The organism is Streptococcus oralis subsp. dentisani (assembly GCF_003944205.1).
Classification (GTDB): domain Bacteria; phylum Bacillota; class Bacilli; order Lactobacillales; family Streptococcaceae; genus Streptococcus; species Streptococcus oralis_BH.
The window spans coordinates 76,876-103,037 of sequence record NZ_RJPH01000004.1; the positions used below are offsets into that span (position 1 = coordinate 76,876).

At 39.4% G+C, this 26,162-nt stretch carries 11 protein-coding genes; all 11 read left to right on the forward strand.

Going from position 1 to position 26,162, the window contains the following annotated elements; translation table 11 throughout:
- The first annotated feature begins 17 nt into the window (after positions 1-17).
- The gene (locus tag D8805_RS04445; protein WP_125415646.1) at positions 18-1,106 is read left to right on the forward strand and encodes a glycosyltransferase family 4 protein; all 1,089 of its coding nucleotides are present in this window, start codon (positions 18-20) and stop codon (positions 1,104-1,106) included.
- An 8-nt stretch (positions 1,107-1,114) separates the two neighbouring features.
- Entirely contained in the window at positions 1,115-2,119 is a 1,005-nt protein-coding gene (locus D8805_RS04450; protein WP_125415648.1) for a glycosyltransferase family 2 protein, read from the forward strand.
- A 1-nt stretch (position 2,120) separates the two neighbouring features.
- Positions 2,121-3,074, forward strand: a complete 954-nt coding sequence (locus D8805_RS04455; RefSeq protein ID WP_125415650.1) for a glycosyltransferase family 2 protein — start codon at positions 2,121-2,123, stop codon at positions 3,072-3,074.
- A 147-nt stretch (positions 3,075-3,221) separates the two neighbouring features.
- Positions 3,222-4,166 carry a beta-1,6-N-acetylglucosaminyltransferase gene (locus D8805_RS04460; protein WP_125415652.1) on the forward strand — a complete coding sequence of 315 codons (945 nt, stop codon included), beginning with the start codon at positions 3,222-3,224 and terminating at the stop codon, positions 4,164-4,166.
- Between the two features lie 46 nt (positions 4,167-4,212).
- On the forward strand, positions 4,213-5,139 hold the full coding sequence (locus D8805_RS04465) for a beta-1,6-N-acetylglucosaminyltransferase (RefSeq protein ID WP_125415654.1): 927 nt from the start codon (positions 4,213-4,215) through the stop codon (positions 5,137-5,139).
- Between the two features lies 1 nt (position 5,140).
- Positions 5,141-6,556 (forward strand): flippase, encoded by a 1,416-nt coding sequence (locus D8805_RS04470; protein WP_125415772.1) that lies wholly within the window; start codon positions 5,141-5,143, stop codon positions 6,554-6,556.
- 12 nt (positions 6,557-6,568) lie between these two features.
- Positions 6,569-7,678 (forward strand): UDP-galactopyranose mutase, encoded by a 1,110-nt coding sequence (gene glf / locus D8805_RS04475; RefSeq protein ID WP_125415656.1) that lies wholly within the window; start codon positions 6,569-6,571, stop codon positions 7,676-7,678.
- On the forward strand, positions 7,665-8,693 hold the full coding sequence (locus D8805_RS04480) for an acyltransferase family protein (RefSeq protein ID WP_125415658.1): 1,029 nt from the start codon (positions 7,665-7,667) through the stop codon (positions 8,691-8,693). The genes glf and D8805_RS04480 overlap by 14 nt, the downstream gene beginning before the upstream one ends.
- A 176-nt stretch (positions 8,694-8,869) precedes the next feature.
- A complete protein-coding gene (locus D8805_RS04485; RefSeq protein WP_125415661.1) occupies positions 8,870-10,852 on the forward strand; it encodes a peptide ABC transporter substrate-binding protein in 1,983 nt (660 codons plus the stop codon).
- Between the two features lie 283 nt (positions 10,853-11,135).
- Positions 11,136-17,576, forward strand: coding sequence for a SpGH101 family endo-alpha-N-acetylgalactosaminidase (locus tag D8805_RS04490; RefSeq protein ID WP_125415664.1), 6,441 nt, complete (start codon positions 11,136-11,138; stop codon positions 17,574-17,576).
- Between the two features lie 172 nt (positions 17,577-17,748).
- On the forward strand, positions 17,749-26,088 hold the full coding sequence (locus tag D8805_RS04495; RefSeq protein WP_125415667.1) for an SIALI-17 repeat-containing surface protein: 8,340 nt from the start codon (positions 17,749-17,751) through the stop codon (positions 26,086-26,088).
- Positions 26,089-26,162: the final 74 nt, after the last annotated feature.

Here is a 26,162-nt window from a genome sequence, read left to right on the forward strand (position 1 = left end):
TGTAAGGAATTAATTTAATGAAAAAAATAGCAATTGTTAGATATAATCTAAGTAAAATTGGTGGAGCGGAAAAAGTAGCTATTAATATGGCTAATGAATTGTCACAATACTATGATGTAAAACTGTTATCTATTCTATTGGATGAAGATGGCTTTATAAATTATGATATTAACCCTAATGTGACATTAATAAATTTTCACAAGGGTGATCTTAGAATTAGAACTGCTACATTAAAATTAACAGGTAAATTAAGGGACTATATTAAAAGAGAAAAAATTGAAGTGATTTTTTCTATAACCCCATTAACAAATACTATGATTAGATTAGCTACTCTAGGATTAAATGTGAAAATAGTCTTCTGTGATCATCATAGCTTAGAATTTCGTGATTTTAGAAGTAGGGAAGTGCAGAGATTTGTAGGAGCTAAATTTTTTGACAAGATTGTCACTTTAACAGAAGAAGATAGAATAAAATACTCCGATAAATATAATATACCTATAAATAAAGTAAATGCTATTTATAATTGGATTGATGAAGAAGATTCTGAAAATACTCCATTTGATAATGAGATAAATAAAATAATAACGGTAGGTCGATTTCACAGTCAAAAGGGATATGATTATCTTGCCGAAGTAGCTATAAAAGTATTATCACAACATCCAGACTGGCAGTGGGATATATATGGTTCAGGGGATAAACTTATTGAACAGGAGCTAAAAAGAAAACTAGAAGAAGGCTGTGTTTCTTCACAAGTTAATTTTAAAGGAAATGTAAAGGGAACTGAGAATATTTATCCCAATCATAGTATCTACGTCATGACTTCTCGCTATGAGGGCTTGCCTTTAGTCCTATTAGAAGCACAACAATACAATCTTCCTATTGTTAGCTTTAGATGTCCGACGGGACCTAGTGAGATTGTTGAAGATGGAATCAACGGATTTCTGATTGATTGTTATGATACGGGTCAGATGAGTGAGAAATTGCTTGAATTGATGAAAAATGATGATTTGCGACAATCTTTCTCAGAACATGCCAAAGACAATATGGATAAATTTGATAAAAATAAAATTCTTAATCAGTGGATAGAGTTGATTGAGACAATTTAGGAGATAAGATGCGAGAGTGTTTATTAACAATTGTAATGCCTAGTTATAATATTCAGGACTATATTTCCAAAGGAATCGAATCATTCCAGCAAGTACATCCAGATTACAAACAAAAATTTGAGGTCTTAATTGTGAATGATGGAAGTACGGACGATACAGTCAAAGTAGCAGAAGAGGCCCTAAGAAAAGATTCGTTGCTGAATGGTCGTATTATCACAAAGGAAAATGGAGGCCATGGCTCAACAATTAATCGTGGTATCCAGGAGGCAAAGGGGAAATTCTTTAAAGTTATTGATGGCGATGACTGGGTTATTCCATCAGAGTTTGAAAAGTTTTTAGATACCTTATCAGTTGCTGATGTGGATATGGTTCTTACGGACTTTACAGAACAACATGTTTATAACAATACTACTGTTCGAAATGATTTTGCTGAGAATTATGAGGTTGGTAAGGAATATTCTGGGATTCCAGAGAAACGGATCCCAATGCACTCGGTAACCTATAGGACATCTATCCTAGTAGAGAATAAAATTCGTTTAAGTGAAAAGACATTTTATGTTGACATTCAGTACACTCTTTTTCCTTTAGAGTATATTCACAGTTTCGGTTATTGGAATTATGATGTTTATCAATACTATATCGGACGACCCGAGCAGAGCATGAACATTGAGAGTATGAAACGAAATGTTCGTCACCATTTGATTGTAACAAATTCTGTGCTAAGTTTTTTTTCAAAAATTTCAGGGGATCCTGTTTTAAAAAAAGTAGTTGCAGATACTTTGGCCTATCTTATTAGTTTACAGATCGATTTATCATGGATGGTTGAGGACTCAAAGACACTATCAGAAGAGTTATATAGACAAATTGAGCAGAGTTCTTATGAGTATATCCCTACAAAAAAATTTGATAGATTGTCTTATTTGAACTATAAATCTCACTATTTTCTAGACTTTGTCTTCAATCCAATATTGAAAAAATATTCTAAAAAGAAAGAAAAAGAGAGAGGAGTTTAGGATGTTTATTAGTGTTGTTGTTCCGGTTTATAATGTTTCTGATTATTTACACTTTGCCATGGATAGTCTGATAAAACAAACATATCAAAATTTTGAAGTAATCCTTGTAAATGATGGTTCAACAGATAACTCCCCTCAGTTATGTGAAGAGTATGCTAAGCGATATGAAAATGTCTCTGTTTTTCATAAAGAAAATGGAGGTTTGTCTGATGCCCGTAATTTAGGAGTCTCGAAAGCGTCATCAGAGTGGATTCTCTTTTTAGACCCAGATGATTATTTGGAAGATTATACTCTAGAATTGATAGTGAAAATTCAGCAGAAGCATCAAGCAGACTTGATTTCTACCAAAGTGAAGGCAACGTCTAAGTATAATGATTATAGTTCGTATCAGCTTGAGGAGTCAGATTATAAGGATTTGTGTGTTGTTACAAAAGAGAAGGCTCTTGAGCTAATGCTAGACGATAAGATTGCGACAGTTTCTGCTTGTGCTAAGCTTTATCACAAAAGTATCTTGGAAAAAATTCCATTTCCTGTTGGAAAAATCTATGAAGACTTTTATGTGGTAGCGGATCACCTTGCCTTAGCGGATAAAATTGTGATTAGTCCACTTGAAACATATAACTATTACCGTAGAGAAGGTAGTATTGTCCGTTCGACTTTTACTGAGAAAAGATATGATTTTTTTGATGCCGTTTCGAAAAACGAGGAAGTTATAAAGAAAGAATACACTCAAAGTATAGAATTAAAACAATCTCTGCAAGCTAAAAAATTACGAGGAGGCTTTGTTGTAATTGGTGCAAAGGCTGACTCTGGTTTAACAGATTTTTCGAAAGATCGAGAATTATTGAAAGTTGACTTTAAGAACATGTTATTAAACAAAAAAATATCGTGGAGACTAAAATTAAAATATACAATATTTATGCTATCATCTAAAATGTATTTAAGATTAAGGTGACTGTTTAAAGAATCAAGTATCTCTATTAGTTTTTTAAATTATAAATAGCTGTTCGGATGTAAGTGTTGTAATAGTGTTTAGTATTACTAGCCCATTACTATAATCGGGAAAGAATTTAATACCTCTGCTTATTTGAAAGGGAAATTCATGAGACAAGCATATCTAATAATAGCACATAATAAAATTGAGCAATTAAAATTTTTGATTTCTCTATTAGATTATGAAAAACATGATATTTTTATATTGTTCGATAAAAAAGCAAAGATTACTGAAGAACAAAAAAACGAAATGAGACAAGTAGTGACGAAATCAGACATATTTTTCACAAGGGAAATACCAATTTATTGGGGAGATTACTCTCAAGTTGAAGCTGAAATGATACTGTTTGAAACTGCTGCAAAAAATGGTAAATACAGTATGTATCACTTGTTATCAGGGGTAGATTTACCTTTAGATACTGCAGAAAGAATATATAATTTTTTTGATAGCAAAAAAGAATTTAACTTTTTAACGATGGTATCTGAAGAGATATATCATCAAAATAGAATTTATGAACGAGTAGCATTTAGAATTTTTGCTCCGAAATTAAATCCAATGTATATAAAAAATAAATTATTTAAAAATTTATTGAAAATATATAGAAGATTAGAAAATAAAGTACAGAGAATTTTAAAAATTGATTTTTATAAAAAATATAATCTCACATTAAAATACGCATCAAATTGGTGCTCGTTAAATGATGAGAGTGTAGGTGTACTTATAAAAGAAAAAGATTATATTGAAAAAGTGTTTAGAAACACTATTGTCAATGATGAATTATTTATACCAACAATTTTAAATAAAAATAATCTACTTCATACTGTATATTCACAAAAAACTTTTAATGATTCTCCCAATGATTTTCAAGGAAATCTTCGTTATATAAATTGGTGGGATGGAAGCCCATATACATGGATGTATTCAGAAGAAGATATAAATCAAATCAAATCATCTAAGGAAAATGGATATCTATTCTCAAGAAAATTTGATTTGGAACGCTACCCAGAATGGAAAAATAAAATATTAGAAATTATTAATGAAAAGCAAAATTAATATTTGCCATTCCGGTATTTGCGTTAACTTTACAAAGGAGAATGAAATGAAACAAGCTTATTTAATCATTGCTCATAATAAAATAGAACAGTTAAAATTCTTGTTATCATTATTAGATTATGAAAAACACGATATTTATATTCTGTTTGATAAGAAGTCTAATATTAAAAATGAGCAGAAGTCAGAAATACTCCGGGCGGTTAAAACCTCACCAGTGTTTTTTACAGAGGAGATTCCTGTATATTGGGGAGATTACTCTCAAGTTGAAGCTGAAATGATACTGTTTGAAACCGCTGCAAGAAATGGTAAATACAGTATGTATCACTTGTTATCAGGGGTAGATTTACCTTTGGATACTGCTCAGAATATTTATCAGTTTTTTGACGAGCATAAAAAATATAGCTTTGTTAATATTTCTCCTAAAGAGGTATTTCAGAGAGTTAAAGCAGAAGATAGAATTAAATATTATTATTTAAATACTAAGGTTATAAGTCGTAGAAATACGAAAAATAAACTATTAAAAGCTTTGTTCACTACATATAGAAAAATAGAAAAAGCCTTTCAAAGATTTATTGGTATAAATAGGACAAAAAATATTATAGTTTCCTATGGTTCTAATTGGTGTTCATTAAATCAAAAATCAGTGGAAATAATATTACATCAAAAAGAATTTATCGAAGAGACATTTAAGAATAGTTACTTAGCAGATGAACTAGTGATTCATACCACCCTAGCGACATTTAATGCTTTTGATAATTTTTATCATTACGACTCAACAGATGATTTTCAAGGCAACCTAAGATATATTAATTGGTGGGATGGAGATCCTCATACCTGGACTGATTCTGAACATGATATAGAACAATTGAAGCGTGGTAAAGCTTTAGGTCATAAGTTTTCTAGAAAATTTGATTTAGAGAAATATCCGAATCTTAAAGAAGAAATTCTAACTATCATAAATGGGACCGATTGATATGAAAGTACTAAAAAATTACGCTTATAACCTCTCCTATCAATTATTACTCATTATATTACCCATCATTACAACTCCCTATGTTACTCGGGTATTTTCTTCAGAGGATTTAGGGACATATGGGTATTTTAATTCTATTGTTACTTATTTTATTTTATTAGCTACTTTGGGAGTTGCTAGTTATGGAACGAAGGAAATTTCGGCGAATAGAAGAAATATCCCACAGAATTTCTGGGGGATATATACGCTCCAATTCGGTGCAACATTGTTATCAATTTTCTTATACATTTTCTTATGTCTGAGAGTTGGGACAATGAGAAATCCAGTGGCCTATATATTGGGTTTGAGTCTGTTTTCCAAAGGATTAGATATTTCCTGGCTTTTTCAGGGATTAGAAGATTTTCGTAAAATTACAGTAAGAAATATCACTGTGAAACTTGTTGGTGTAGGTTCAATATTTTTGTTTGTAAAATCATCGACCGACCTCTACCTTTATGTTTTTCTTTTGACGATATTTGAGTTGTTGGGACAATTAAGTATGTGGTTGCCTGCTCGAGAATTTATTGGAAAACCGCGTTTTGACTTAGAATATGCCAAATATCATTTAAAGCCAATTCTTTTATTATTCCTCCCTCAGATAGCGATTTCCTTGTATGTCACTTTGGATCGTACAATGCTTGGTGCCTTGGCTTCTACAAAGGATGTAGGGATTTATGATCAGGCGCTTAAGTTAATTAGTATTTTGTTGACTTTGGTAACCTCTCTAGGGAGCGTTATGTTGCCAAGAGTATCTAGTCTATTGGGGACGGGAGATCATAAAGCTGTTAATAAGATGCATGAGATATCCTTCTTAATTTATAATTTGGTTATTTTTCCAATTATGGCAGGAATGCTAATTGTAAACGACGATTTTGTTCAATTTTTTCTTGGGAAAGATTTTCAGGATGCTCGCTATGCGATAGCAATAATGATTTTTCGTATGTTCTTTATCGGTTGGACCAATATTATGGGATTTCAAATGCTAATTCCACACAATAAGAATAAAGAATATATGATTTCAACAACTGTACCTGCGATTCTCAGTGTTGGTTTGAATTTGTTATTTCTCCCTAAGTTTGGCTATATAGGGGCAGCCATTGTCTCGGTGTTGACAGAAGCTCTTGTATGGGGAATGCAATTGTTCTATACAAGAATTTATTTAAAAGAAGTTACTATATTGAAACCTATGTTTAAGATTGTTGTGGCTTCAGGTCTGATGTATACAATACTACTTTACTTAAAAACATCATTGTCTTTCAGTCCAACACTTAATGTCGTAGTCTATGCTATTTTGGGAGTAATCATTTATCTTGTATGCATTCTAGTATTTAAAGTTGTTCGACTTAAAGAGTTAAAAGAACAGCTTAGTAAAAAATAAAGGAGATTTAATATGTACGACTATTTAATCGTCGGAGCTGGTTTGTCTGGAGCTATTTTTGCTCATGAGGCAACCAAGCGTGGTAAAAATATAAAAGTGATTGATAAACGTGATCACATCGGTGGGAACATCTACTGTGAGAATGTGGAAGGGATCAATGTCCATAAATATGGTGCCCATATCTTCCATACGTCTAATAAAAAAGTTTGGGACTATGTCAATCAATTCGCTGAGTTTAACAATTATATCAACTCACCTGTCGCAAACTACAAAGGAAGTCTTTATAATCTTCCTTTCAATATGAATACCTTCTATGCTATGTGGGGCACAAAAACTCCACAGGAAGTAAAAGATAAGATTGCTGAGCAGACAGCTGATATGAAGGATGTTGAGCCGAAAAATCTGGAAGAACAGGCTATCAAGTTGATTGGTCCAGATATCTATGAAAAGTTGATCAAGGGTTATACTGAAAAGCAATGGGGACGCTCAGCAACAGAACTTCCTCCATTTATCATTAAACGTCTTCCAGTTCGTTTAACCTTTGATAATAACTATTTTAACGACCGTTACCAAGGAATTCCTATTGGTGGTTACAATGTCATTATCGAAAACATGCTTAAAGGCGTTGAAGTTGAGCTTGGTGTTGATTTCTTTGCTCACCGTGAAGAGTTAGAAGCATTAGCTGAAAAAGTTGTCTTCACAGGAATGATCGACCAGTATTTTGACTACAAGCACGGAGAGTTAGAATACCGTAGCCTTCGCTTTGAGCATGAAATTTTGGATGAGGAAAATTATCAAGGGAATGCTGTAGTGAACTATACAGAGCGTGAGATCCCTTATACTCGTATCATCGAACACAAACATTTTGAATATGGAATGCAGCCAAAGACAGTTATCACGCGTGAATATCCAGCTGACTGGAAGCGTGGGGACGAGCCCTACTATCCGATTAACGATGAGAAAAATAATGCTATGTTTGCTAAGTATCAAGAGGAAGCAGCGCAGAATGATAAAGTTATCTTTTGTGGGCGTTTAGCAGATTATAAATATTACGATATGCATGTGGTGATTGAACGGGCTCTTGAAGTTGTGGAGAAAGAGTTTGGATATGACAAAAAGTAGAATCAATTGGATAGATTTTGGAAAAGGCTTTTCCATATTTTTAGTCTTAGTAGGACATGTGTTGCTTGGACTGTATCAATCGGAAAAATTTCCCACGGCAAACAACATACTATCATTGTTGGTAGCACAAGTCTACATATTTCATATACCAGTATTTTTTGCCTTATCAGGATACTTTTTCAAACCTGTGTCGGATTTGAAGGAGTTCTGGCAATATGCTAAAAAGAAGACAATCGTTTTTGGTCTGCCATATATTTTCTATTCAATCATTCACTTTGGTCTTCAAAAAATTGCGGGGGCATCTGTTCGTGTTCCTACAACCATATCTGATTTGCTAAATATCTATAAAGATCCTCTTGGGGTTTCATGGTATTTATATATACTCTGGTCTATTTTGATAATCTATGGATTAGTATCTATTTTAATCAAAAATCGTAGAATGTTATTTTTAATAAGTGTTTTTGCTTATTGTTTAACCTTATTTATTCGAACTGACATTTTTATTATTCAAAGAACATTAGTGTGGGGTATTTGTTTCTTTCTTGGCAGTGTATTGAGTGAAGTTCATTTTGATAAAATTAATTTGAAAAAGTTTCTGCTTTTCTTTGTGCTATTTGATTTTATTTATATGTTCGCTTGGTTCTTGTTTTATGAAATTGATTCGAAGAAGGAACACGTAAACTATAGTAATCCGGGTTTGTGGGGAATTGCTTTTATTGTCTGTGTATTAGCTGCTTTTGTGATTTTTCCTAAAATGGAGAAAAATTTCCCTAAAACCTTCCTATATTTCACTAAATACGGGAAAGATAGTTTAGGTATCTATATTCTCCATGCACCAATTTGTAGCATGATTCGGATTCTAATGTTGAAAGTGGGAGTAAACTCAGTTTTTCTTCACGTTGTTGTTGGGATTGTCTTAGGTTGGTATTTATCCATACTAGCAACTTATATATTGAAAAAATTTCCATTTTTGAATATTGTTTTATTACCACAGAAGTATATTAAATTAAAATAATTTATTTTAGATTTATAATATGGCACTTTGTCAACTAACATCTGGAGAGGACAATCACTGTCTTCTCTTTTTTGTCTTTTCAGAATATACCAAACTAACCCAAAAATTCTGAAAATTCTGTTGACATCTTTCTGAAAAGAGTCTATAATGGAGAGAAAGTTTTAAAGGAGAAAATGATGAAAAGTTCAAGACTATTTGCCCTTGCGGGCGTGACATTATTGGTGGCGACTACTTTAGCTGCATGTTCTGGATCAGGTTCGAGCGCTAAAGGTGAGAAGACATTCTCATACATTTATGAGACGGATCCTGACAACCTAAACTATTTGACAACTGGTAAGGCTGCGACAGCAGATATTACCAGTAACGTGGTTGATGGTTTGCTAGAAAATGATCGCTACGGGAACTTTGTGCCGTCTATGGCTGAGGATTGGTCTGTATCCAAGGATGGATTGACTTACACTTATACTATCCGTAAGGATGCAAAATGGTATACTTCTGAAGGTGAAGAATACGCGGCAGTCAAAGCTCAAGACTTTGTAACAGGACTTAAATATGCTGCTGATAAAAAATCTGATGGTCTTTACCTTGTCCAAGAATCGATCAAAGGATTGGACGCCTATGTAAAAGGGGAAATCAAAGATTTCTCACAAGTAGGAATTAAGGCTCTGGATGATCAGACAGTTCAGTACACTTTGAACAAACCAGAAAGCTTCTGGAATTCTAAGACAACAATGGGGGTAATGGCTCCAGTTAACGAAGAGTTTTTGAACTCAAAAGGGGATGATTTCGCTAAAGGAACAGATCCAAGTAGCATCCTATACAATGGGCCATTCTTGCTCAAATCGATTGTAGCCAAATCTTCTGTTGAATTTGCGAAAAATCCTAACTACTGGGATAAGGACAATGTCCATATCGATAAGGTTAAATTATCATTCTGGGATGGTCAAGATACCAACAAACCGGCTGAAGCCTTCAAGGATGGAAGCTTTACTATGGCACGTCTCTTCCCAACAAGCGCGAGCTACCCAGAGATTGAGAAATCATTTAAAGATAACATCGTTTATACCCAACAGGATTCGACTACTTATTTAGTAGGTACGAATATTGATCGCCAGTCTTATAAGTATACTTCTAAGACAACGGATGAAGAAAAAACATCAACCAAGAAAGCTCTTCTAAACAAAGATTTCCGTCAAGCTCTTGCTTTTGGTTTTGATAGAACTGCCTATGCCTCTCAAGTAAACGGTGCAAGTGGTGCGACTAAACTGCTTCGTAACTTGTTTGTCCCACCTACATTTGTTCAAGCAGATGGCAAAAACTTTGGTGAGTTGGTCAAAGAAAAATTGGTGACTTATGGAGACGAGTGGAAGGATGTAAATTTAGCTGATGCCCAAGATGGACTCTATAACGCAGATAAGGCCAAAGCAGAATTTGCCAAAGCTAAGACAGCTCTTCAAGCAGAAGGTGTGAAATTCCCAATCCACTTGGATATGCCAGTAGACCAAACAAACACGACGAAAGTCCAACGTGTTCAATCCTTCAAACAATCGCTTGAAGCTACTCTAGGGTCAGAGAACGTCGTTGTCGATATCCAACAACTTCAAAAAGATGATGTCTTGAATATCACTTACTTTGCTGAAACTGCAGCTGGAGAAGACTGGGATATCTCAGATAACGTGGGATGGACTCCAGACTTTGCAGACCCATCTACTTACCTTGATATCATCAAGCCATCTGTCGGAGAAAATACAAAGACTTACCTAGGATTTGACTCTGGAACAAACAACGCTGCAGCTAAGCAAGTTGGTTTGGAAGACTACGAAAAAATGGTTGTAGAAGCCGAGGAAGAAGTGAGTGACGTTTCAAAACGTTATGAGAAATATGCTGCTGCCCAAGCTTGGTTGACCGACAGTGCCTTGATCATCCCAACAACTTCTAAAACTGGTCGTCCAATGTTGTCTAAGATGGTACCATTTACGCTTCCGTTTGCATACTCTGGTAACAAGGGTACAAGCGAAGCCCTCTTGTATAAATATCTAGATCTACAAGATAAACCAGTGACAGCAGAAGAATATCAAAAAGCTCAAGAAAAATGGTTGAAAGAAAAAGAAGAGTCGAATAAAAAGGTTCAAGAAGATCTTGCAAAACATGTGAAATAACTGTTGCAAAATATACGAAAGGATTTAGTATTTCTCTTGAATGCTGAATCCTTTTTTACATTTGTAAGGAAAGATTCAAAATTTGGAGCCTCTTTTTGTCGGAATAGAGAAAATTTTCCTTAATTTTACTTGTTTCCTATTGCTTTCTTAGCTATTATTTGTTATATTAAAAGCATAATTATTTTTTATTTATCAGGGTTAAGCATTGCACTTTCAGAGGAAGGAGTATTTTTTAAAAAGGAAATGTAAACGCTTACTCAAAAATGAAAGGATTTAGGAATTTATGACTAAAGGATTATTTGAAAAACGTTGTAAATATAGCATTCGGAAATTTTCATTAGGTGTTGCTTCGGTTATGATTGGAGCTGCATTCTTTGGGACAAGTCCGGTTCTTGCAGATAGCGTGCAGTCTGGCTCCACAGCGAATTTACCAGCGGATTTAGCTACTGCTCTTGCAACAGCAAAAGAGAATGATGGGCGTGATTTTGAAGCGCCTAAGGCGGGAGAAGACCAAGGGTCTCCAGAAGTTACGGATGGACCTAAGACAGAAGAAGAACTATTAGCACTTGAAAAAGAAAAATCAGCTGGTTCAGATAAGTTACCAGAAGGCTTAGAGGGCAAATTAGATAAGGCTGAAGATAAAGGGAAAGAAGTTGACAAGGATCAATTAGCTAAAGATACTGAGAATCTCGTTCCAGAAGATGTAGCTAAAACCAAGAATGGTGAATTAAACTACGGAGCAACTGTCAAAATCAAGACACCATCAGGTGAAGGTAGTGGGATTGTCATTGGAGAAAATCTTGTTTTAACTGTTTCACATAACTTTATAAAAGACGTTCCAGATGGCAATAATCGCAAGGTCGTTGACAATGATAATGGTGATGGAGATATCTATAGCATTTCCTATCCAGGACTACCAGATGTTAAATTTAGTAAAAAAGACATTATTCATTGGGATCGTGAAGGTTTCCTAAAAGGCTACAAGAATGATTTAGCCCTTGTGAGATTACGCACAGTTCTCGAAAATACGCCTGTTGAAGTAACCAAAAAGCCAGTAGTTAAGAAAATCGGAGATAAACTTCATGTCTTTGGTTATCCAGAAGGGGAATTGGCTCCGATTGTCAACACTACAGTTGATTTTGCAGAACCATATGGAGAAGGTGTCCAAGGAATCGGTTATCAAGGAGGAAAACCAGGTGCTAGTGGCGGTGGTATCTTTGATACAGAAGGAAAACTCGTCGGTGTTCATCAAAATGGAGTTGTTGGCCAACGTAGTGGTGGTATTCTCTTCTCACCTGCTCAATTGAAATGGATCCAAGATCACATGAAGGGAATTTCAAGTGTCAAACCAGCAGACTTGGAAGAGAAAGAAAAACCAGCTGAAGAGAAACCAAAAGAGGACAAACCAGCTGCTAAACCTGAAACACCTGAGAAAGTGACAGCTGAATGGCAAACGGTAGAGAAAAAAGAACAACAGGGAACAGTCACTGTCCGAGAAGAAAAAGGTGTCCGCTACAACCAACTATCCTCAACTGCTCAAAATGATAACGCAGGCAAACCAGCCCTATTTGAAAAGAAGGGCTTGACCGTTGATGCCAATGGAAATGCAACTGTTGATTTAACCTTCAAAGAAGATTCTGAAAAGGGCAAATCACGCTTTGGTGTCTTCCTGAAATTTAAAGATACCAATAATAATGTTTTTGTCGGTTATGACAAGGATGGTTGGTTCTGGGAGTATAAATCTCCAACAACTAGCACTTGGTATAGAGGTAGTCGTGTTGCTGCCCCTGAAACAGGATCAACAAACCGTCTCTCTATCACTCTCAAGTCAGACGGTCAGCTAAATGCCAGCAATAACGATGTCAATCTCTTTGACACAGTTACTCTACCAGCTGCGGTCAATGACCATCTTAAAAATGAGAAGAAGATTCTTCTCAAGTCAGGCTCCTATGGCGATGAGCGAACAGTTGTTAGCGTTAAAACAGATAACCAAGAGGGGGTAAAAACAGAGGATACTCCTGCTGAAAAAGAAACAGGTCCTGAAGTTGATGATAGCAAGGTGACTTATGACACTATTCAGTCTAAGGTCCTCAAAGCAGTGATTGACCAAACCTTCCCACGTATTAAAGAATACAGTTTGAACGGGCATACCTTGCCAGGACAAGTTCAACAATTCAATAAAGTATTTATCAACAAACACGAAGTCACACCTGAAGTTACTTACAAAAAAATCAATGAGACAACTGCAGAGTACTTGATGAAGCTTCGCGATGATGCTAATCTTATCAATGCAGAAATGACGGTCCGTCTACAAGTTGTTGATAATCAGTTGCACTTTGATGTGACCAAGATTGTCAACCACAATCAAGTCACTCCTGGTCAAAAGATTGATGACGAAAGAAAACTGCTTTCTTCTATTAGTTTCCTTGGTAATGCTTTAGTCTCTGTTTCAAGTGATCAAGCTGGGGCTAAGTTTGATGGGGCAACCATGTCAAACAATACGCATGTCAGCGGAGATGATCATATCGATGTAACCAATCCAATGAAAGACTTGGCTAAGGGTTACATGTATGGCTTTGTTTCTACAGATAAGCTTGCTGCAGGTGTTTGGAGCAACTCTCAAAACAGCTATGGTGGTGGTTCGTATGATTGGACCCGTTTGACAGCCTATAAAGAAACAGTCGGAAATGCCAACTATGTTGGAATTCATAGTTCTGAATGGCAATGGGAAAAAGCTTATAAGGGCATTGTCTTTCCAGAATACACCAAGGAACTTCCAAGTGCCAAGGTTGTTATCACTGAAGATGCCAATGCGGATAAGAAAGTCGATTGGCAGGATGGAGCCATTGCTTATCGTAGCATCATGAACAACCCTCAAGGTTGGGAAAAAGTCAAGGATATCACTGCTTACCGTATTGCGATGAACTTTGGCTCACAAGCACAAAACCCATTCCTCATGACTCTGGATGGTATCAAGAAGATCAATCTTCACACAGATGGTCTAGGACAGGGTGTTCTCCTTAAAGGATATGGTAGCGAAGGCCATGACTCTGGTCACTTGAACTATGCTGATATTGGTAAGCGTATCGGTGGTGTCGAAGACTTCAAGACCCTAATTGAGAAGGCTAAGAAATATGGTGCTCATCTAGGTATCCACGTTAACGCTTCTGAAACATATCCTGAGTCTAAGTACTTCAATGAAAAAATTCTTCGTAAGAATCCAGATGGTAGCTATAGCTATGGCTGGAACTGGCTAGACCAAGGAATCAACATTGATGCGGCTTATGACTTGGCACATGGTCGTTTGGCACGTTGGGAAGATTTGAAGAATAAACTTGGTGAAGGTCTCGACTTTATCTATGTGGACGTTTGGGGCAATGGTCAATCAGGTGATAACGGTGCCTGGGCTACCCACGTTCTTGCAAAAGAAATCAATAAACAAGGTTGGCGCTTTGCGATTGAGTGGGGACACGGTGGTGAGTACGACTCTACCTTCCATCACTGGGCAGCTGACTTGACCTATGGTGGCTACACCAATAAAGGTATCAACAGTGCCATCACGCGCTTTATTCGTAACCATCAAAAAGATGCTTGGGTAGGGGACTACAGAAGTTACGGTGGTGCAGCAGATTACCCACTTCTAGGTGGCTACAGCATGAAAGACTTTGAAGGCTGGCAAGGACGAAGTGATTACAATGGCTATGTAACCAACTTGTTTGCCCATGACGTCATGACTAAGTACTTCCAACACTTCACTGTAAGTAAATGGGAAAATGGTACACCAGTTACTATGACCGATAACGGTAGCACCTATAAATGGACTCCAGAAATGCGAGTGGAATTGGTAGATGCTGACAATAATAAAGTAGTTGTAATTCGTAAGTCAAATGATGTCAATAGCCCACAATACCGTGAACGTACAGTAACTCTCAACGGACGTGTTATCCAAGATGGTTCAGCTTACTTGACTCCTTGGAACTGGGATGCAAATGGTAAGAAACTTCCTACTGATAAGGAAAAAATGTACTACTTCAATACGCAGGCTGGTGCAACAACTTGGACCCTTCCGAGTGATTGGGCAAATAGCAAGGTTTACCTTTACAAGCTAACTGACCAAGGTAAAACAGAAGAGCAAGAACTAACTGTAAAAGATGGCAAGATTACCCTAGACCTACTAGCAAATCAACCATACGTTCTCTACCGTTCGAAACAAACCAATCCTGAAATGTCATGGAGTGAAGGCATGCATATCTATGACCAAGGATTTAATAGCGGTACCTTGAAACACTGGACCATTTCTGGCGATGCTTCTAAGGCGGAAATTGTCAAATCACAAGGCGCAAATGAAATGCTTCGTATTCAAGGAAACAAAGAAAAAGTTAGTCTCACTCAGAAATTAACTGGTTTGAAACCAAATACTAAGTATGCCGTTTATGTGGGTGTCGATAACCGTAGTAATGCCAAGGCGAGCATCACTGTGAATACTGGCGAGAAAGAAGTGACTACTTATACCAATAAGTCACTCGCTCTCAACTATATCAAAGCATACGCTCATAACAATCGCCGTGACAATGCTACAGTTGACGATACAAGTTACTTCCAAAACATGTACGCCTTCTTTACAACAGGATCGGACGTATCAAATGTTACTTTGACATTGAGTCGTGAAGCTGGTGATGAAGCAACTTACTTTGATGAAATTCGTACCTTTGAAAATAATTCAAGCATGTACGGAGATAAGCATGATACAGGTAAAGGAACATTTAAACAAGACTTTGAAAATGTTGCTCAGGGGATCTTCCCATTCGTAGTGGGTGGTGTCGAAGGTGTTGAAGACAACCGCACTCACTTGTCTGAAAAACACGATCCATATACACAGCGTGGTTGGAACGGTAAGAAAGTCGATGATGTTATTGAAGGAAATTGGTCATTGAAGACAAATGGACTAGTGAGCCGTCGTAACTTGGTTTACCAAACTATTCCGCAAAACTTCCGCTTTGAAGCTGGTAAGACTTATCGTGTAACCTTTGAATACGAAGCAGGATCAGACAATACCTATGCCTTTGTAGTCGGTAAGGGAGAATTCCAGTCAGGTCGTCGTGGTAGTCAAGCTAGCAACTTGGAAATGCATGAATTGCCAAATACTTGGACGGATTCTAAGAAAGCCAAGAAAGCAACCTTCCTTGTGACTGGTGCAGAAACAGGCGATACTTGGGTAGGTATCTACTCAACTGGAAACGCAAGCAATACTCATGGAGATGCTGGTGGAAATGCCAACTTCCGTGGTTACAATGACTTCATGATGGATAATCTTCACATCGAGGAAATTACGCTAACAGGTAAGATGTTGACAGAAAATGCTCTGAAGAACTACTTGCCAACGGTTGCCATGACCAACTATACGAAAGAGTCTATGGATGCTTTGAAAGAGGCGGTCTTTAACCTCAGTCAGGCAGATGATGACATTAGCGTGGAAGAAGCGCGTGCAGAGATTGCCAAGATTGAAGCCTTGAAGAATGCTTTGGTTCAGAAGAAAACAGCCTTGGTAGCAGAAGACTTTGAAAGTTTGGATGCGCCAGCTCAACCAGGTGAAGGTCTTGAGAATGCCTTTGATGGCAATGTGTCTAGTCTATGGCATACATCTTGGAATGGTGGAGATGTAGGCAAGCCTGCAATCATGGTCTTGAAAGAGCCAACTGAAATCACAGGACTTCGCTATGTTCCACGTGGTTCAGGTTCAAATGGTAACTTGCGTGATGTAAAACTGGTTGTCACAGATGAGTCTGGCAAGGAGCACACTTTCACTGCGACGGACTGGCCTGATAATAATAAGCCCAAAGACATTAACTTTGGCAAGACAATCAAGGCTAAGAAAATTGTCCTTACGGGTACCAAAACATACGGAGACGGTGGAGATAAATACCAATCTGCAGCGGAACTTATCTTTACTCGTCCGCAGGTAGCAGAAACACCGCTTGACTTGTCAGGATATGAAGCAGCTTTAGCTAAGGCTCAAAAATTGACAGATAAAGAAAATCAAGAGGAAGTAGCTAGTGTTCAGGCAAGCATGAAATATGCGACGGATAACCATCTCTTGACGGAAAGAATGGTGAAATACTTTGCAGATTATCTCAATCAATTAAAAGATTCCGCTCCGAAACCTGATGCTCCGACAAGCAGTAAGGGTGAAGAGCAACCACCAGTTCTTGAAGTACCAGAATTCAAAGGCGGTGTTAATGCGGCAGAAGCAGCTGCTCATGACCTACCAGAGTTCAAGGGAGGAGTCAATGCAGCAGAAGCAGCTGTACATGAAGTACCAGAGTTCAAAGGCGGTGTTAATGCGGCAGAAGCAGCTGCTCATAAAGTCCCTGAGTTCAAGGGCGGCGTTAATGCGGTTGAAGCTTTGGTAAGTGAAGTTCCAGAATACACCGGTGGCGTCAATGGAGTTGAGCCAGCTGTACATGAAAAACCAGAGTACACAGGCCCGCTAGGTACAGCAGGTGATGAACCAGCACCAACTGTTGAGAAACCAGAGTATAAGTTGACACCAGCTCCGCTAGCTGATACAAAGACATCAGAAATCAAAGATACTCTGAAAAATGAAGAAAGCAAGAAGACACTCCCAGAAACAGGAGAAGCCCAGTCTGATACAGCCCTCTTCCTAGCAGGAATCAGCCTAGCATTGTCAGCCGCCCTCTTTGCTATTAACAGTAAAAAAGAATAGATATTTATTTATTCCACAACTACATTGTTTGGATAAGTGACTTGGACTTCTAGGGGAGTCAGAGTCGGAAAATGAATCAAACACCTGGAGAGGACCTCTTGGTTCTCTCCTTTTTAAAAGGAGAAATGATAACGCTTACTAGCGTAGGCGGATGAAAGGAAATAGGAGAAATATGGACAAACACTTTTTTGAGAAACGCTGTCATTATAGTATCCGCAAATTTGCAATTGGTGCAGCCTCAGTTATGATTGGTGCTAGTATCTTTGGAGCCAATATGGTTCAGGCAGCAGAAACAGCAGCGCCTTCAGAGACAGAGGGAAGTATCACTCATGTTCAAGCCCTGGATAAGCTACCAGATGATTTAGCCGCTGCGCTTGAAAAAGCAGATGCAGAAGCTGCAACAGAAGCAAGTCATGAAGAAACTCCATCGACTGATGAGGGAACCAATCCTGCAGCAAGTGAAGAGGCAAAACCAGAGACAAATCCTGCAACTCCCAAGCCAACAGAAACGCCGAAACCGGTTGAAACACCAAAGGCAGACAAACAACCTGCGGAAACCACTACACCAGCAGTAAAACCAGCTGAAAAGACAATCGAAGATAGAGAAGATGTCAACCATCTCGAGGGTGCTACTGCTCAGGCAAGCAACCATGAGACTGGGACCAACTTTACTGCAGATAAGGCTATCGATGGAGATGACAATACCCGTTGGGCTACAGATAGAGATGCAGTAAAACCAACTTTTGAATTAACTCTTCCAAAAACTACCCTTATCAAGCATGTGGAAATTGACTGGGATCGTCGTCTTCGTAATGGGCAAAATGACCCAAATATCAAATCTTGGAGTCTCTACTACGCAGGTCAGGAAGATGTGGGGGCTAATGGAGAAAAACAATGGAAACTCGCTCATACCAAAACAGGAGAACCTGTTTTAGATGAGAAAGTAGATCTAGCTGAAAGTATCAAAGCTAAGTATCTCAAATTGGAGGTCAATGATTACCAAGCGGGAACAATGAACTGGAGAAACGTTGGAATCCAAGAAATTCGAGCTTATTCTAACGTTCCGGACCATAGTAAGGTAACGGACATCCGCCAAGTAACCGAACTAACAGTAGCAGAAGACGGACAGTCTCTTGTCTTACCAACTTTACCAGGGAAAGTTAGCCTTATCGGAAGCAACAAGCAAGGTGTGATTGACCTTCAAAATCACATCTATAAGCCTTTGACAGATCAACGCGTCAAGGTCATGGTCCAACAAATCAGAGACAGTCATACTTTCACTAAGGAATTTGAAGTAGTCATCAAGGGCCTACATCAGGACGAAGGTGTGGGTGTCAAACCAAAAGTAGCACCAGCTGTTCAACAATGGTATGGGAAAGAAGGCCAATCTTCTATCACTTCAGATACAGTTCTTGCGACAGGAAATTCAGGCTTTGATCAGGCAGCAACCTTCTACCAGTCAGACCTTGCCAGCCGTGGATTGGAACTAGCAACAGGTGACAAGCAAGCTCAAAAACGAATCGAATTTAAAAAGGTTGAAAACAAGGGTTACGGTAAGGAAGGGTACGGCATCACTATCCAAAATAATGTGATTACCATCGAAGCTGCCACAAACACAGGAGCCTTTTACGCCACTCGGACTCTTCTTCAAATGGGAGAAACAGACCTACAAAATGGCGAAATTCGTGATTTCCCAAGTTTCAGCCACCGTGGCTTTATGCTAGATACAGGTCGTAAATTTATCCCTTACGACACCCTTGTAGACATCATGCTCAACATGGCTTACTACAAGATGAACGACTTGCAGTTGCACCTTAATGATAACTATATCTTTCTCAAGGAACACTTGGCAGGAAAGAATCTTTCTAAAGAGGAAGAACTCAAGTATGTCCTTGAACATGCCAAGACTGGTTTCCGTGTGGAGACAGACATTGTCGGTAAGAATGGCCAAAAATTGACATCAGATGAGCATTATACCAAGGAAGAAATGCAAAATCTGATTAAACTTGCCAAGGCCTTGCATATCAACCTAGTGCCAGAAATTGACACACCAGGTCATGCACTATCATTTGTCAAAGTTCGCCCAGACCTCATGTATCAAGGTAGTTTGAGCGATTATGCAGGCAAGCACAATGTTGAGCGCGTAGCCATGCTCGACCTAGACAATAAATACGATGAAACGCTGGCTTTTGTCAAATCTGTTTATGACAAACTCCTCGATGGTCCAGATGCACCGCTTCATGGCGTGTCCACTGTTCATATCGGAACGGATGAATACTATGGCAGCAGAGAAAGCTATCGTCGCTATGTCAATGACCTTATCAAATACATTAAAGGAAAAGGCTATACCCCTCGTATCTGGGGCTCACTCAGTGCGAAACGTGGGAACACTCCTGTTGATTGGAACGGAGTAGAGGTTGATATTTGGAGCATTGGCTGGCAACGACCAAATGAAGCCATTGCTCAGGGAGCTAAAATTATCAACATCACGGATGTACCGACCTATAGTGTGCCAAGTGGAAGCAATAGTCAAGCAGCCTACGGGGACTATGCAAACTACGAACGTCAGTACAATAGCTGGACACCGAATGATTTTAGAACAGGTGGCGGTCCACTTCTACCAGCTTCTCATCCAAGTATCCTTGGTGGTGGGCACGCAGTTTGGAATGACAATATCGACCTTCATGAGACAGGTTTGACCTCTTATGACATCTTTAAACGCTTCTTCAAGAGCATGCAAACCACTGCAGAACGCACCTGGGGATCTGACCGTGCAGCTGCGACCTTTGCAGAACGCACATTGCCAACCAGCCCTTATGCGCCACAGTCTAATCCTGAAAAAGCAATTGCTTCAGAAGAACTATTCAACATCACTCCAGACAAGGTGAAAGAATATGCAACGAAGAAAGTAACCGCAACAGAAAATGGATTGGCTTTTGAGAAAGACAGCAGTATCGAAGGCTTAGCAGGTGATGTTGGTCCAAGTCACGTCTTGAAGTTTGATGTAACTGTCACTGGAGACGGAGAACAAACCTTCTCAACAAGTGGGGACAACCGTATCTATCTAGCTGATAAAGATGGCTACCTTGCTTATCAATTTGAACAGTTCCATATCCAATTCAATAAAAAACTTGAAAAGAACAAACGCTATCAAATCTCTATTGTGACCAAACCACAGTCAACCGAAGTCTATGTGGATGGTGAAAAGATCGAGCGTATTGCAAATCCAGCCCACCCTCGCTTTGCCCACAATAGCTTGGTACTACCGCTTGAAAGTATCGGTGGATTCAAAGGAATCTTGCATAGCGCAGAGTTGTCAGACAAACCATTTGTAAATCCTCGTTTGATTTCAAATGATAAGATTACAGCAACCGCAAGCAGTCAGCAACTTCCAGGAACAGCGACTGAAGGAGCTGTTGAAAGGGCATTTGACAATGATCCAAATACATTCTGGCATTCTAAATGGACTGGTGACCGTGCGCCATACACTCTTACTATGACCTTGAAAGAAGCAGAAAAAGTCAATGGCTTGACTTATCTCCCACGCCCAGGTGGTGGAAATGGTGTCGTGACGCGCTACGAAATCTACGCACAAAAAGATGGTCAAATGGTCAAGGTTTCAGAAGGAAGCTGGGACAACAACGCCCAAGAAAAAACAGTCAACTTTGCGGCGGTAGATACCAACAAGATTGAGTTGAAAGTATTGGAAGGCGTTGGTGGCTTTGCAAGTGCAGCTGAAGTTCATCTATTGAAACCTGTCAAAGAAGAGCAAGAAACGCCTGCACCAAGTCAACCAGAAAAACCAACTACTCCTGAAAAACCAAAGGTAGAGCAAACAGGTGATGGGACAGTTGAGTTGGCAGATCAATTCACAGCAAGTAAACCAGCTAGCGAAGACAGCATTGCAGCTGCCAGCAAGAGCTCAGACTATCTCAAGAAAGAGTACAAGGTCTTCCCAACTCCACAAAAAGTGACTTATGGAGAAGGAGTCACAGCCCTTCGTAAGCAAGTCAATCTGGTTATGGGCGATCAACTCGATATCTATACTCGTAATCGCTTGAAGAGTGTCTTGCAGGACAATCAAGTATCTTATACAACTGGTAAGGCAGCAATCGCTGGCGCAACCAATATCTATCTTGGAGTGCATGGACAAGGTTCACAAGCAGAACAAAACTTGTCTAAGGTTTCATCAGGTCTCTTTGACAAGATTGACGCCTATGTCTTGAGCATCAAGGATAATTCGATTTCCATCGTCGGAAAAGACACTGATGCAGTCTTCTATGGTTTGACAACCTTGAAACATATGCTCAAGGAAAGTCAAGTTCCAGTTCTTCGCAATGTGACGGTGGAAGATTACGCAGAGCTCAAGAACCGTGGTTTCATAGAAGGTTACTATGGAAATCCATGGTCGAATGCCGATCGTGCAGAGCTCATGCGTTATGGTGGCGATTTGAAATTGAACCAATACTTCTTTGCACCAAAAGATGATCCATACCACAACAAGAAATGGCGTGAACTCTATCCAGAAGAAAAACTAGCTGAAATTCGTGAACTTGCTCGTGTCGGAAATCAAAGTAAAACACGCTATGTCTGGACTATCCATCCATTCATGAACAACCGCATCCGCTTTGGCAATGAAGCGCATTACCAAGAAGATTTGGCAACCATCAAGGCTAAATTTACCCAGTTGATGAAAGTGGGTGTCCGCGAATTTGGTATCCTTGCAGATGATGCTCCAAGCCCAGTCGGAGGCTACAATAGCTACAACCGCTTGATGCAAGATATGACCAAGTGGTTGACTGAAATGCAGGGAACTTACAGCGGTCTTCGTAAAGAAATGATCTTTGTTCCTGGCCAGTATTGGGGTAATGGACGTGAGGATGAGTTGAAATCCCTCAATGAAAATCTCCCAAGTTCAACATCCATGACCTTGACGGGAGGTAAGATTTGGGGTGAAGTCTCTGAAAGCTTCCTTTCAACTCTCAAGAACAATCTATCCGCAGGTGGCAAGACCTATCGCCCAGTTTCGCTTTGGATTAACTGGCCTGTAACAGATAACTCTAAACAACACTTGATTCTAGGTGGTGGTGAAAAATTCCTTCATCCAAATGTGGATCCAAGCTTGCTATCTGGTATCATGTTAAACCCAATGCAACAGTCTGAACCGTCTAAGATTGCCCTCTTTTCAGGAGCTCAATACTCATGGAAACAGTGGAAATCAGAAGAAGAAGCTAAGAAAATCAATGATATTGCCTTCAACTTTGTAGAAAATGGTCATTTTGAAGATAGCAAGGTATCAGCAGCCTTCCGCGAACTTGGTAAGCACATGATCAACCAAAACATGGATAATCGTGTCGTCAAGCTAGAAGAATCTGTAGACTTGGCTCCAAAATTAACAGACTTCATGACCAAACTCAAAGCAGGTCAGGATGTGACTGCTGAACGTGCAGCCTTGCGTGCAGAATTTGCCAAGATTAAAGAAGCAGCCGAACTCTATAAAGCATCAGGCGATAAAAAAATGGTTGCCCAAATCCACTATTGGTTGGATAATGCAATCGACCAAATGAATGCCCTCGATGCCTTCCTTACAGGAACTGAAGCCATGGCCACAAACGATGCAGCCAAACTCTGGGATAGCTACTATAAAGGTTTGAAATTGTACGAACAGTCTCAAACTCACACCTTCCATTATGTAGACCATATGGAAAAGGCTGAATTGGGTGTTCAACATATTCGTCCATTTATCCTATCCTTGAAAGAAGTTCTAGCATCTGAAGTTCAAAAAGTCTTGCACCCAGATCAAATCATCAGTACCTTTATCACCAATCGAACAGGTGTAGAGGGTGGCTTGGCAGAAGTGACAGACGGCGATTTGGCAACTCATGCGATTATTAAATCACCAAATAGTATCAAGACAGGTGATTATATTGGTATGAAGTTCAACAAACCAGTAGCGATTCAAACCTTGACCTTTGCTATGGGAACTCAGGCAAATCCACGTGATACCTTTAGTAAGGCAGAAGTACAGTATCTAGATGAAAATGATAACTGGGTAACCTTGAAAGAGCCAAGCTATGTCGGAAATGAATCCCTTCTTAAGTTTGAAAATCTCACTATCAAGGCCAAGGCAGTTCGCATGATTGCGACAGAGAATCGCGAGAACACCTGGTTTGCAGTTCAGGAAATTGCAGTTAACCGTCCAGTTGAAAAAGCACGTAGCCAACAAGCAACAGTTAGTCTTAGCTCAAACTTAGTTTACAAACAAAGTACGACAGCTCGTCAAATCACTGATGGCAAGGACAATACAGAAGCCATGATGGCAAATGCTGACGGTAGCAATACCACTCCAGTAGATGCCTGGGCACAACTTGACCTCGGTGAAGTCAAGTCAGTCACTAAAGTTCGTCTTCGCCAAGGAACGGGTGATAAACTTGCCGCAGGTGTACTTGAGTACTCTACAGATGGAACTGCATGGCAAGAGTTGGATCGCTTGTCAGGTGAGCAAACCAAGGAAGTGACCAGAGCGATCAATGCTCGTTACATCCGAGTACGCAATACCAAGGCACTCGACCTCTGGTGGCGTATTCAGGACTTCTCTGTTGAGACACGCTCTGGAAACAGTGAGTTAACGGACACCAACGTGGACTCCTTGAAGGAAACGCCGGTAGTGGATAGTTTAGGACGTTACGAGCTTCAAATTCCAGCTGGAACCAAACTCCCTGCTCATAGCTATATAGGTATGAAGCTTGACCGTATCCATCAGGTCAAGAGCATCCAGCTCCAAGGGCAAGCCAACCCTGCTCTTAGCCTAGAGTATTCTGCAAATGCGCAAGAATGGACGCCGGCCAGCCAGTTGACAGACAAATCTGTCGCAACCCACTTGGTACGTTATGTTCGTCTGGTCAACAAAACGGATCAGGAACAAGCTGTGACAGCCACTTCTCTCCTTGTGACAACCAAAGAAGTACAACCAACCAAACTAGAATCTACAACTATGGGCATTCATCCAACATACGGCAGCAATGATGTTCGTAAACTGAACAACCTAGATCAACTATTTGACGGTGTTTACAACAACTTCGTTGAGTTTTCAGACTACGCCCATAAAGATGGTCACGTAACCTTGAAACTTGGTAGCGAACGTACCATCAAGAAGATTAGAGCCTACATCCAAGACGGAACTCAAAACTACCTTCGTGATGGCAAGATCCAAGTCAGCCAAGATGGTAAAACTTGGACAGATGTCGTGACAGTAGGAGATGGTGTAGCCAATAGCCAACACGATGATTCTCTGACAGATGGTTGGACACATGATTCTAAGATGCCAGGAAATCGCTACATCGAAGGTGAATTGACGACACCAGTCAAAGCCAACTATCTCCGTGTTCTCTATACTGCAGACTATGATGCTCGTTTTGTAGGCTTTACAGAATTGGTCATCAATGATGGTGAATTTGTCAAACCAATCAATGATCCAACAGTAGAAGGAAACGGTGGAGAAAGCCAAGGTAATCTTTACAATAATCTTGTAGACGGCAAAGTCTTGACCAGCTATAAGTCTGAAAAAGACAAGGGCGAATTGGTGTATCACTTATCTGAGCCAACCAATGCCAACCACCTTCGTCTTGTTTCCAGTCTTCCTGAAGGAGCGAAAGCACGTGTTCTTGCTAGAACACTCAAGGATGGTCAAGACAGTTGGACAGACCTCGGTGCCATTACATCTAGTCTCCAAACCTTCGCTATCCGAAATGGTGGCTCTCTTCTAGACGTCAAATTAATCTGGGAAGGCGGCAAGGCTGAGTTTTATGAATTGGCGAGCTTCTATCAAGAATTGACGGAAGAATCGGTTCAATCAAGCAAGGGTGAAGAGCAACCACCAGTTCTGGAGGTTCCTGAATTCACGGGTGGTGTCAATGCAGTTGAGGCCTTGGTACATGAAGTACCAGAGTACACAGGCCCACTTAGTACAGCAGGAGATCAGCCGGCACCGATAGTTGAGAAATTAGAGTTTACAGGTGGTGTTAATGCGGCTGAGGCAGCAGTACATGAAGTGCCAGAGTACACAGGTCTACTTGGAACAGCCGGAGATCAACCAGCACCGATAGTTGAGAAACTAGAGTTTACAGGTGGTGTGAACGCGGTAGAAGCAGCAGTACATGAAGTACCAGAGTACACAGGTCCGCTTGGTACAGCCGGAGATCAACCAGCACCGACAGTTGAGAAACTAGAGTTTACAGGTGGTGTGAACGCGGTAGAAGCAGCAGTACATGAAGTACCAGAGTACACAGGTCCGCTTGGTACAGCCGGAGATCAACCAGCACCGACAGTTGAAAAACCAGAGTACAAATTGAACTTAAGTTCACTCGCTGATACTAAGACTCAAGAAGTTAAACATGATGATCAGAAGGAGCTTCCGGCAACAGGTGAAAGCAAATCTGACACAGCTCTCTTCCTAGCAGGCGTAAGTCTAGCCCTATCTGCTCTCTTTATCGCGAAAGGGAAAAAGGAATAGCTTCTAATTACCTTTGTTTTTGACAAATTTTAGCATCAAGAGAAAGTGAAAAGACAGCTCCCTAACCTCTATAA

Excerpts from the sequence above, each read along its gene's own strand:
- D8805_RS04445 (WP_125415646.1), top strand. The coding sequence starts at position 18 with ATGAAAAAAATAGCAATTGTTAGATATAATCTAAGTAAAATTGGTGGA.
- D8805_RS04450 (WP_125415648.1), top strand. The coding sequence starts at position 1,115 with ATGCGAGAGTGTTTATTAACAATTGTAATGCCTAGTTATAATATTCAG.
- D8805_RS04455 (WP_125415650.1), top strand. The coding sequence starts at position 2,121 with ATGTTTATTAGTGTTGTTGTTCCGGTTTATAATGTTTCTGATTATTTA.
- D8805_RS04460 (WP_125415652.1), top strand. The coding sequence starts at position 3,222 with ATGAGACAAGCATATCTAATAATAGCACATAATAAAATTGAGCAATTA.
- D8805_RS04465 (WP_125415654.1), top strand. The coding sequence starts at position 4,213 with ATGAAACAAGCTTATTTAATCATTGCTCATAATAAAATAGAACAGTTA.
- D8805_RS04470 (WP_125415772.1), top strand. The coding sequence starts at position 5,141 with ATGAAAGTACTAAAAAATTACGCTTATAACCTCTCCTATCAATTATTA.
- glf (WP_125415656.1), top strand. The coding sequence starts at position 6,569 with ATGTACGACTATTTAATCGTCGGAGCTGGTTTGTCTGGAGCTATTTTT.
- D8805_RS04480 (WP_125415658.1), top strand. The coding sequence starts at position 7,665 with ATGACAAAAAGTAGAATCAATTGGATAGATTTTGGAAAAGGCTTTTCC.
- D8805_RS04485 (WP_125415661.1), top strand. The coding sequence starts at position 8,870 with ATGAAAAGTTCAAGACTATTTGCCCTTGCGGGCGTGACATTATTGGTG.
- D8805_RS04490 (WP_125415664.1), top strand. The coding sequence starts at position 11,136 with ATGACTAAAGGATTATTTGAAAAACGTTGTAAATATAGCATTCGGAAA.
- D8805_RS04495 (WP_125415667.1), top strand. The coding sequence starts at position 17,749 with ATGGACAAACACTTTTTTGAGAAACGCTGTCATTATAGTATCCGCAAA.